Origin of the sequence: Dactylosporangium sp. NPDC000555 (assembly GCF_040300025.1) — a bacterium.
In the GTDB taxonomy this organism is placed as follows: domain Bacteria; phylum Actinomycetota; class Actinomycetes; order Mycobacteriales; family Micromonosporaceae; genus Dactylosporangium.
In genome coordinates, this window is sequence record NZ_JBEPDB010000157.1 from 1 (window position 1) to 8,344 (window position 8,344).

The 8,344-nt window shown below is 72.1% G+C and carries 11 protein-coding genes; 7 read left to right on the top strand and 4 right to left on the bottom strand.

Annotation, left to right across the window (positions count from 1 at the left end):
• The 3 genes from ABT297_RS41930 to ABT297_RS41940 form a co-directional block, all read left to right on the top strand.
• The coding region (locus ABT297_RS41930) for a hypothetical protein (protein ID WP_350559405.1) at positions 1-1,105 on the top strand (1,105 nt) is incomplete at its 5' end.
• Positions 1,106-1,161: 56 nt separating this feature from the next.
• Positions 1,162-1,746, top strand: coding sequence for a TetR/AcrR family transcriptional regulator (locus ABT297_RS41935; RefSeq protein WP_350559408.1), 585 nt, complete (start codon positions 1,162-1,164; stop codon positions 1,744-1,746).
• A gap of 30 nt (positions 1,747-1,776) precedes the next feature.
• Complete coding sequence (locus ABT297_RS41940) at positions 1,777-2,919, top strand: glycosyltransferase (RefSeq protein WP_350559411.1); 1,143 nt, start codon at positions 1,777-1,779, stop codon at positions 2,917-2,919.
• 5 nt (positions 2,920-2,924) lie between these two features.
• Here ABT297_RS41940 and ABT297_RS41945 read toward each other — a convergent pair whose 3' ends face one another.
• The gene (locus ABT297_RS41945; protein ID WP_350559414.1) at positions 2,925-3,704 is read right to left on the bottom strand and encodes an aminoglycoside adenylyltransferase domain-containing protein; all 780 of its coding nucleotides are present in this window, start codon (positions 3,702-3,704) and stop codon (positions 2,925-2,927) included.
• A gap of 88 nt (positions 3,705-3,792) precedes the next feature.
• Here ABT297_RS41945 and ABT297_RS41950 point away from each other — a divergent pair, with 88 nt between their 5' ends.
• Positions 3,793-4,200: a transposase gene (locus ABT297_RS41950; RefSeq protein WP_502885722.1), complete on the top strand. Its 408-nt coding sequence runs from the start codon at positions 3,793-3,795 to the stop codon at positions 4,198-4,200.
• Positions 4,201-4,325: 125 nt separating this feature from the next.
• Here the strand turns inward: ABT297_RS41950 and ABT297_RS41955 are convergent, their stop codons facing one another.
• The 3 genes from ABT297_RS41955 to ABT297_RS41965 all read right to left on the bottom strand — a co-directional run bounded on the left by ABT297_RS41955 (position 4,326) and on the right by ABT297_RS41965 (position 6,066).
• The gene (locus tag ABT297_RS41955) at positions 4,326-4,736 is read right to left on the bottom strand and encodes a peptidoglycan-binding domain-containing protein (protein ID WP_350559417.1); all 411 of its coding nucleotides are present in this window, start codon (positions 4,734-4,736) and stop codon (positions 4,326-4,328) included.
• A gap of 303 nt (positions 4,737-5,039) precedes the next feature.
• Positions 5,040-5,414 (bottom strand): hypothetical protein, encoded by a 375-nt coding sequence (locus ABT297_RS41960; RefSeq protein ID WP_350559420.1) that lies wholly within the window; start codon positions 5,412-5,414, stop codon positions 5,040-5,042.
• A 211-nt stretch (positions 5,415-5,625) separates the two neighbouring features.
• Positions 5,626-6,066 (bottom strand): hypothetical protein, encoded by a 441-nt coding sequence (locus tag ABT297_RS41965; RefSeq protein WP_350559423.1) that lies wholly within the window; start codon positions 6,064-6,066, stop codon positions 5,626-5,628.
• Between the two features lie 101 nt (positions 6,067-6,167).
• Here ABT297_RS41965 and ABT297_RS41970 point away from each other — a divergent pair, with 101 nt between their 5' ends.
• The 3 genes from ABT297_RS41970 to ABT297_RS41980 form a co-directional block, all read left to right on the top strand.
• Positions 6,168-6,557: a hypothetical protein gene (locus tag ABT297_RS41970; protein ID WP_350559426.1), complete on the top strand. Its 390-nt coding sequence runs from the start codon at positions 6,168-6,170 to the stop codon at positions 6,555-6,557.
• Between the two features lie 7 nt (positions 6,558-6,564).
• The gene (locus ABT297_RS41975) at positions 6,565-7,155 is read left to right on the top strand and encodes a TetR family transcriptional regulator (protein WP_350559429.1); all 591 of its coding nucleotides are present in this window, start codon (positions 6,565-6,567) and stop codon (positions 7,153-7,155) included.
• 84 nt (positions 7,156-7,239) lie between these two features.
• The coding region (locus ABT297_RS41980; RefSeq protein ID WP_350559432.1) for an MFS transporter at positions 7,240-8,344 on the top strand (1,105 nt) is incomplete at its 3' end.

Here is an 8,344-nt window from a genome sequence, read left to right on the forward strand (position 1 = left end):
GTTGGGAGTCGCCGTGCCGCTGTCCGGGCCCCGGCCGCACCCGGCGGCCACGCCGACGAGCAGCCCGGCGCCGCCCACGGCGTCGCCCGGCACGCCGGGGGTGGATCGGATACCGCAACAACCGGGCCGCCGCACGGTCCGGCCACTGCCCGCGACCGGCGCGGCGTTCCAGCCCACCAAGGCCCGCAAGCTGTCGCAGGGGCCGGCCAAGCGTGCCGTGGCGGTGGTCGAGCCGCGCGCGGCGGAGGACGCCGCCCGGCCGGAGCCGCTGTACGTGCTCGACACCGACGGCTCGTGGGCCCGGGTGGACGTGGTCGATCTGGCGTTCACCCGGGACTGGGGGAACAACACGGCCGATCCGCTGCGGCCCACGGCGGTGTCGCCGGACCGGCGCCTCATCGCGGTGGCGCAGACCGACGAGCTCATCGTCGTCGACGTCACGACCGCGGAGGTGCACCGCACGCCGCTGCCCGGCTACAACGAGCAGGTGATGTGGCGGTCGAACGACCTTGTCCTGGTCACGCGGGACGACGGCGAGCAGTCGACGGCCACGTTCGCCGTCGACTGGCGGGCGCGGACGGCGACGCGGGTCACGGCGAAGCTGTCGGTCTGGAACATGGTCGTGTCGCGGCCGGACGGGCCGGTGCTCGAGCTGCGGGGCACGATCGGCAGCGAGGCCGGTGACGAGCCGATGATGCTGAAGGAGTGGCAGCTGGACCGGGCCGCGCCGGTGCGGGAGGTGCCGGTCGACGGCCGGGCGCTGGCACCGTACGGGGTGGACGAGTGGTACGGCCCCGCCCTGCGCAACGGCACGGACGCGGGCGGCGACCTGGTGGTCCGGGCCGGCTGGGGCCATACGCCGACGTACGGGGGCATCGAGATCGTCGTCGTCGTGGACGTGCGCACCGGGGAGGTGCGGCGCCTGCTCGAGCTGGGCCGGGACCGGTCGAAGGGCTGCTGCCAGCCGCTGGACTGGGTGGACGACCACACGGTCCTGCTGAGTACGGACAAGGAGGGTCTGGTCGCCTGGGACGTGTCGACCGGCGCGATCTCGGTGGTGAGCGCGGGACCGGTCCACGGAACCGTCGCGATCGCACTGCCCTGAATTTCGCGTTAGCCGGCGTTGACACGAAATCGAGGATCCGGGTACCGTCGGCACGGATGGACGCCCCACGCACCTACACCATGCGAGCCCGCGCCGACGCCAAGGCGGCGACCCGGCTGCGCGTGCTGCGCGCCGTGCTCGAGCTGAGCGAGGAGAAGATGACGATCGAGATCACCCTCGACGAGGTCGCCTCCCGCGCGGGCACCAGCGTGCAGACCGTGCTGCGGCACTTCGGCACCCGCGACGCCCTGCTCGACGAGGCCGTCAGGCTGGCCTCGGCCGAGGTCGAGCAGGAGCGGCGGGCGCCCGTCGGCGACGTCGGCGGCGCGATCCAGGCGATCGTCGCCCACTACGAGCGGCGCGGCGACCACGTCCTGCGCCTGCTCGGCCAGGAGCACGACCCGCGGATCGCCGCCGTGGTCGAGCCCGGCAAACGGCTGCACCGCCGCTGGGTCGAGGACGTCTTCCGGCCGCAGCTCGACGCGCGACCTCCCGGCGACCGGGACGCGCTGGTCGACCTGCTCGCGGTCGCCACCGATCTGTACACGTGGAAGCTGCTGCGCCGCGACCGGGGCCTGGACGCCGCGACCACGCGGTCCCGCATGCACACCCTGGTCGCCGCGCTCCTCGCCGGTGACTGACACGGCCGGACACCGGGAAGGAGCGGCATCGTGGACGTCCTCTTCGTCACCCTCGACGCTGGTGGAAACCTGCCGCCGGCGCTCGCGATCGCTCGCGAGGTCGTCCGGCGCGGCGGCACCGCGCGGTTCCTCGGCCACGAGCCGCAGCGCGCGGCCGTCGAGCGGGCCGGCTTCCGGTTCGAGACCGTGCGCGAAGGGCGGCCGTACGACGCGGCAGCGCCCCGCGGCACCGCGTCCGGGCTCCGCGACCTCACCGCGGTCTTCGCCGACCGGGGCATCGGCGCGGACGCGATCCGGCTCGCCCGCGCCGAGCCCACCGACGTGGTCGTCGTGGACTGCCTGCTGCTCGGCACGATCGACGTCCTCGTGCGGGCCGGGCTGCCCACCGTCTCGCTCGTGCACACCCTGTGGAGCTACTTCCAGCGCGCGGCGCACGGCCCGGTCGGCGCCATCCTGCGCCTGCGCGGCATCCGGATGCGCCCGGTCCTGCGGTCGCCGGCCATGAGCCTCGTCACCGTCCGCGCCGACTTCGAGCCGCCGGCCCGGGAGGCGCCGCCGTCGAGCGTCCGCCACGTCGGTCCCGTCCTGCAGGACACGCCGGGCGCCGCCGAGGCCGCGGCCGGACGACCCCGCATCCTCGTCAGCCTGAGCACCACCCGGTTCCCCGGCCAGGACAGGGCCCTGCAGCGAATCCTCGACGCCCTCGACGGCCTGGACGCCGAGGCGGTCGTCACCACCGGACCCACGATCGACCCGGCCACCCTGCGCGCGCCCGGCAACGCCACCGTCCACCGGCAGCTCGACCACGGCAAGATCCTGCCGGGCACGTCGCTGGTGATCGGCCACGGCGGCCACAGCACCGCCGCACGCGCCCTCGCGCACGGCATTCCGCTGCTCGTCCTGCCCATGCACCCGCTCATGGACCAGTCCGCGATCGGCCGGGCGGTGGTCCGGCACGGCGCCGGGCGGATGCTGCCCAAGTCGGCCGGCGCCGGCGCCATCCGCGCTGCCGCCACCGAGCTCCTTGCCGACGGCCCGCACCGCGCGGCCGCGGCCCGGCTCGGCGAGGAGATCCGCGGTCGCGACGGCGCCGTCGTCGCCGTCGACCTGCTCGAGACCCTCCGGCCCGGCGACCGCCTGCGGCCGGAGCGACGGAGCGACGCCGACCGATAGGGCCCTCAGGTGGTGGTCAGGAGCGCGTGGACGCGGGTCAGAAACTCCGTGGCCGCCGCACGGTCGGGCGAGCGGCCCGCGTCGCGGCCCACGGCGTGGCTGTCCAGCGCCGCCTGGATCACGGCGGCCTCGCCCGGGAGGTGCCGCACCGCCCACGCGGCGGCGGCGCGCTTCGGCAACCAGGTGCGCTCCGCGTGGTACCGCAGCGCCCGGCAGGCGTTGAGGACCGCGTTGTCGCCGTGTTCGCCGAGGTGGGCCATTTGGGCGGCGACCGACTCGGCGACGACGGGGAGCAGCACCCGCGAGCGCACCCGCGGCACGAGGTCGGCGAACGGCGGGCCGATCAGGGCGCGGCGCTGCTGGCGGACCATGTCCCGGTCGATCGGATACCAGAAGCTCAGGCCGTCGCCGGGGGCGGTCTCGGCCTTGTACGGCAGCTCGGCGCCCGTGTTGAGGTTCAGCGCGAAGCCGGCCTCGGTGGACAGGCCGGCCAGGGTCGCGCGGTCGTAGAGCACCAACTCGAGGCCGGTCGCCGGGCAGGGCAGCGCGGCGTGGTCGAGCGCCGCGACGACGGCGGCGATCTCGTCGGCCGTGGGCTGCTCGGCGACGGCGAGCAGGTCGACGTCGCTGCGGCCCGGCTGATACGCGTCGAAGGCGAGCGAGCCGGCCGGATACACGCCGACCAGCCGACCGCGGAAGATGCCCTGCAGCCGGTCGACGACCGCGCCGAGGTATCCGTCGAGGATGTTGGTTCTGTCGCTGATCTTGTGATGTGCGTAGGTCACCCGCTCAACAGAACACATTTGCGGAGCAAATCGAGGCCTGCGCGACCGAACATGCACCTTCTTCCGATGTCGCAATAACGTCCACCTGCTGCGCAACAGTTTCCGGTATGCCGGACGGCAGCACTGGGACGGCATCGCCAAAGCGTTGCGACCGGTTTACACGGCAGCGACCGAGGCCGCGGCGAGGAACGCTCCGCCGAGTTCACCGACGCCCGGTGCGCCCGCTGTCCGGCGATCATCAGGTTGTGGGACAACGCCTGGGCGGAGTCCGTGCCGTTCCTGGCGTTCGACACCGAAATCCGCATTGTGGTGTTCCACGAACGCAATCGAGTCGGTCAACACCCGGATCCGCCGCGCGGTCCGGGCCCGCGGCCATTTCCAGAACGAGGCCGCCACGCTGAAGTGCGTCTACCTCGCGGTGATCTCGACCCGACCGGGCAGGGCCGCCGACGCTGGACCATGCGCTGGAAACCAGCACTCAACGCCTTCCAGATGACCTTCGAAGGACGACTCCCCGCAGGCGGCAGGTAGTTCTCAACGAGTCGAGTCACACCGTTGAGTTGACGAACCCATCACCGAGGCCGGCCTGACGCAGCCAGGCCGGCCTCGGTGGGTTCAGGCTTAGCTGATGCCGGCCTGCGCGAGGGTCATGCAGCCGCCATTGACGTACACGAACTTGAGGTGTCCCGCAGTGATCGGACCGTATTCGCCATCGGCACTGACGCCGACCGTTGCCTGCGCCCGCTTCAGCGCCGCCTGGGTGCGGGACCCGAAGTCACCGTCAACGTCGAGGTTCTCCTTGTAGCAGTAGTTCAGGGTGAGCTGGAGGGTGGAAACAGCGGCGTTGTTGTTGCCGTATTTCAGCCCGCACCTCCATGCTCCGTCGCTGGCTGCGGGGTAATACACGATGTTAGTGATCTGACGGCTGCAGTTCGGCGTCGCGGCCTGGGCCGCGCTTCCCGTCGAAACGGCAACACCACCCGTGGTCGCCACCATCACCGCGAGGGCAACAGCCCCCTTCTTGACATTCAAGTCTTCTCCCCGATTTTGGCCCCAGTGCTCGTCGACCTGTGGCGGACAATACAAATTTACGATCTTAAGTCTATCACTGTCAACCACGAGTCCCCATTGCCACCGGCCGCGTCACGTGCCCGCTGCCCAGCCGGGTCGAGCCCCTTCCCGCACCGACCGAGGCACCTTCGACCCCTGGGTCCGGGAAGCGTCGCCCCGCTCGAGCAGGTGAAGGTGAAGATCGGCGTGACGGCCGACAGCGGCTACGGCCCCGTTGCCGCGTTCCACACGAAGTGTCGGTGAGCGCCGAGGCAACCAGCTTCATCAGCCCGCCAGCAGCGGCCCGGCAGTGGCCGGCAAGCTCCCCGGCGGCCTCGACGGCATCTTCCGCCACCTGGACATCGCCCGCGACCCCGCCAACTGGTTCCAGGCGTACCGGCCGCGGTGCCGCCGACGCTGAACGGTTGTGTCGCCGGTAGGTGGTGGCTGGCGGTTGCCCAGGGTGGTGTTGCGCAGCGCGGTGGAGGGCGGCCAGCCGTAGGTGGCCTGGTACTGGGCGGTGAACCGGCTGCGGCCGCGGCGGATCACGCCGTCCGGGTTGCTCACCTGCACGGCGACGCCGCCGGCGGCGGCGCCCGCGCGGTAGACGGCCACCAGCGTCGCGATGCCGGTGGAGTCGAGCATCGTCAGTTGCCGCATGTCCACGACGACCCGCCGGGCGCCCGGCTCGGCCGAGGCCCGGTCGAGCGCCGCCCGCCGCCAGCAGGCGGTGCGACAGGTGCGCCACGGCGTTGCCGGCCCAGCCGCGGCCCCGCTCGGCGGGCGGCGTGTACACCGGGCCGAGGCGCACCGTGCCGAAGGCGGGCGGGGTGGCCCCGACCATGTGCACCGGACGGTCCCGATCGTCGACTCAGAGGTGTACGTGCCCGGCCTCGATCCGGCGCAGCATGTCCTCCCGGCTCGGCGGCTCGTGCGCGGAGGACCCGCGCGGGCGCCCGGCCTGCTCGTCGGCGTCGCCGCCGAACGCCGCGTACCACTCGACCGTCACGTCGAGGTCGTCCCGCCCGGCGGGGCGCAGCCGCCCAGGCGCCGGGGCCGGCCAGGCCAGCTCGAACAGCCGGGTGGGCCGGGACACCTCGACCCGCCCGCCGCCGAGGCGGGCCAACTCCTGCGCGCACAGGGCGGCCGCCGGCAGCGCCCCGTTGACGCCGAGCGTCTCCTCGCCCCGGGCGTGCAGGGCGCCGGCCGGGGCGAGCGCGGCCCCGTCGGGCATCGGCAGCAGGTACGGCGGGCGCGGCTCGAACGGCGCGGTCCGCATCCCGCCCCCGATCAACCGGCTCAAGATGCTCAAGCGGCAAATGTTCGGTCGCGCAGGCCTCGATTTGCTCCGCAAACGTGTTCTGTTGAGCGGGTGACCACTACGCACATCACAAGATCAGCGACAGAACCAGGATGTTCACCCGCTCAGCTACAGTCCGGTCGAGCCACGTTCGCCGCCAACGTCGATACGTCATCGACGGAAACGCCAGCCTGTCTTGCTGGCCGGGCCGCCCGGGACAGCCCGGGCGGCGCAGCGGCGCAACTTACTTCTTCTTCTTGTTCTTCTTCTTGTCCTTCTTCGACTTCTTCGCCATGGTGGATCACCTCCAAGGGGTCGACGACTCATCAGACAGTACGGCTAAATTCCCGATGAACAAAGGCTTTCCCGAAGATTTCCATGAAACGACCGTCACACCTCCGTTGTCTACTGTGGACTTTCATCGCGCACCTCGTCGCCTGTACGTGTGGCGTATCATGGCTGTGACATGCGATCGAATCTTCGATACAGTCATCGTGAAATGAGGTGAGTATGACTGCACCGAACAACGGGCGTTCGTATCACGCGCCACGGCGTGTCGCGGCCGCCACGGCCACCCGGGAGGCGATCATGGCCGCGGCGGAGCGCCTGTTCGCCCGGCGCGGCTACGCGGCGACGACCATGGCGGCGATCGCCGAGGAGGCCGGGGTCACGCCCAAGTCGGTGTATGCGCTCGCCGACAAGCCCGGACTGCTGCTGCTCGCCGTGGACCGGCCCGAGCCCGCCTCCGCTTCCGCTTCCGGGCCCGAGGACGTCATCGGCGGGCTGCTGCGGCGATATCCCATGCAGCGGGCGTTCGAGGAGGCCGCGGCCGCCGAGCCGGCGCTGCGCGAGGCGTGGCGGCGGCACGAGCGGCGGCGGCGCGCCGAGCTCAAGCGCCTGGCGCGCGCCGCGGCCGACGCCGGCCGGCTGAGGCCGGGGCTGACGGTCGGTCGGGCCACCGACACGCTGTGGGCGCTGATCACCTGGCACACCGTGGCACTGCTCGTCGAGCAGCGCGGGTGGGGCCGGGCCAAGGTCGCCGAGTGGCTCGACCAGCTGCTGGAGACCGTGCTCACCGGCGACGGCCGGCCGCGGGACTGACCCGGGGCGCCCTCGCGGTGGTGCCGATCACTCCGGGGGCCCGCGACGGCGCGGGAGGGCAAGAACCGGAGCACGCTTACCGCCATGACCGCCGCCGCTCCGGCCGCCCGCCGGTTCGCCGCCTTGCGCAACCGTGACTGCCGGCCGTATCTCTTCGGAGCGGCGCTGTCGATGATGGCCGACAACATCGAGCACGTCATCACGTACTGGGTGCTGTGGCAGAAGTTTCACTCCGAGGCGCTCGCCGGCTTCCAGGTGATCAGCCACTGGGTGCCGTTCCTGCTGCTGTCGGTGTGGTTCGGCGGCCTCGCCGACCGCTACGACTGCCGGCGCGTCATCCAGGCCGCCCAGATCCTGTTCATGTTGGTGTCGCTGGCCTGGGGCATCCTGTTCATCACCGACTCGCTGCGGATCTGGGAGGCGTGCCTGCTGCTGGTGCTGCACGGCATCGCGGGCTCGTTGTGGGGCCCCGGCGAGCAGCTGATGCTGCACGACTTCGTCGGCGACGAGGAACTGGCCTCGGCGGTACGCCTGAACGCGACCTTCCGCAGCCTCGGTGTCCTCTTCGGCCCGGCGGTCGGCTCCGCGCTGCTGCTGCAGCTGGGCCCGAAGGCCGGCATCCTGGTCAACATCGCGTTCTACCTGCCGCTGACGCTCTTCCTGTTCCGCACCCGCTTCACCGGGCACACCCGCCGCACGGGCGCCCCCGCCCAGCGCGCCGGCCTGTTCGACTCGGTGAAGGTCCTGCGGCGCGTCGCCGGCGACCACACCCTCATCAGCATGATCGTCCTGGCCGGTCTGGCGTCGTTCTTTGTCGGCACGTCGCTGCAGGCCACGATGCCGAGCTTCGCCGGCGACCTGGGCGGCGACCCGACCGACGTCTACGGCGTGCTGCTGTTCGCCGCCGGCGCCGGCGGTGTCCTCGGCGGCATCCTGCTCGAGGCGACCGGCCGCATCCGTCCCACGGTCCGCGCCGCGCTGGTGACCACCCTGCTGTACGGCGTGAGCACCCTCCTGTTCGCCCTGACCCGCGACTACACCCTCGCCGTGGTCCTGCTGTTCATCGGCGGCGTGGCCAACCTGGCGTCGATGGCGATCGGCCAGACCGTCACCCAGCTGCGCGCCCCGGCCGCCGAGCGCGGTCGCGTGATCGGCGTCTACAACGTCTCGGCCAGCGGCCTGCGCGCCG

Bases quoted from the DNA above. Each gene is read 5' to 3' on its own strand.
- ABT297_RS41975 (WP_350559429.1), top strand. From the start codon at position 6,565: ATGACTGCACCGAACAACGGGCGTTCGTATCACGCGCCACGGCGTGTC.
- ABT297_RS41970 (WP_350559426.1), top strand. From the start codon at position 6,168: ATGTTCACCCGCTCAGCTACAGTCCGGTCGAGCCACGTTCGCCGCCAA.
- ABT297_RS41935 (WP_350559408.1), top strand. From the start codon at position 1,162: ATGGACGCCCCACGCACCTACACCATGCGAGCCCGCGCCGACGCCAAG.
- ABT297_RS41960 (WP_350559420.1), bottom strand. From the start codon at position 5,414: ATGCGGCAACTGACGATGCTCGACTCCACCGGCATCGCGACGCTGGTG.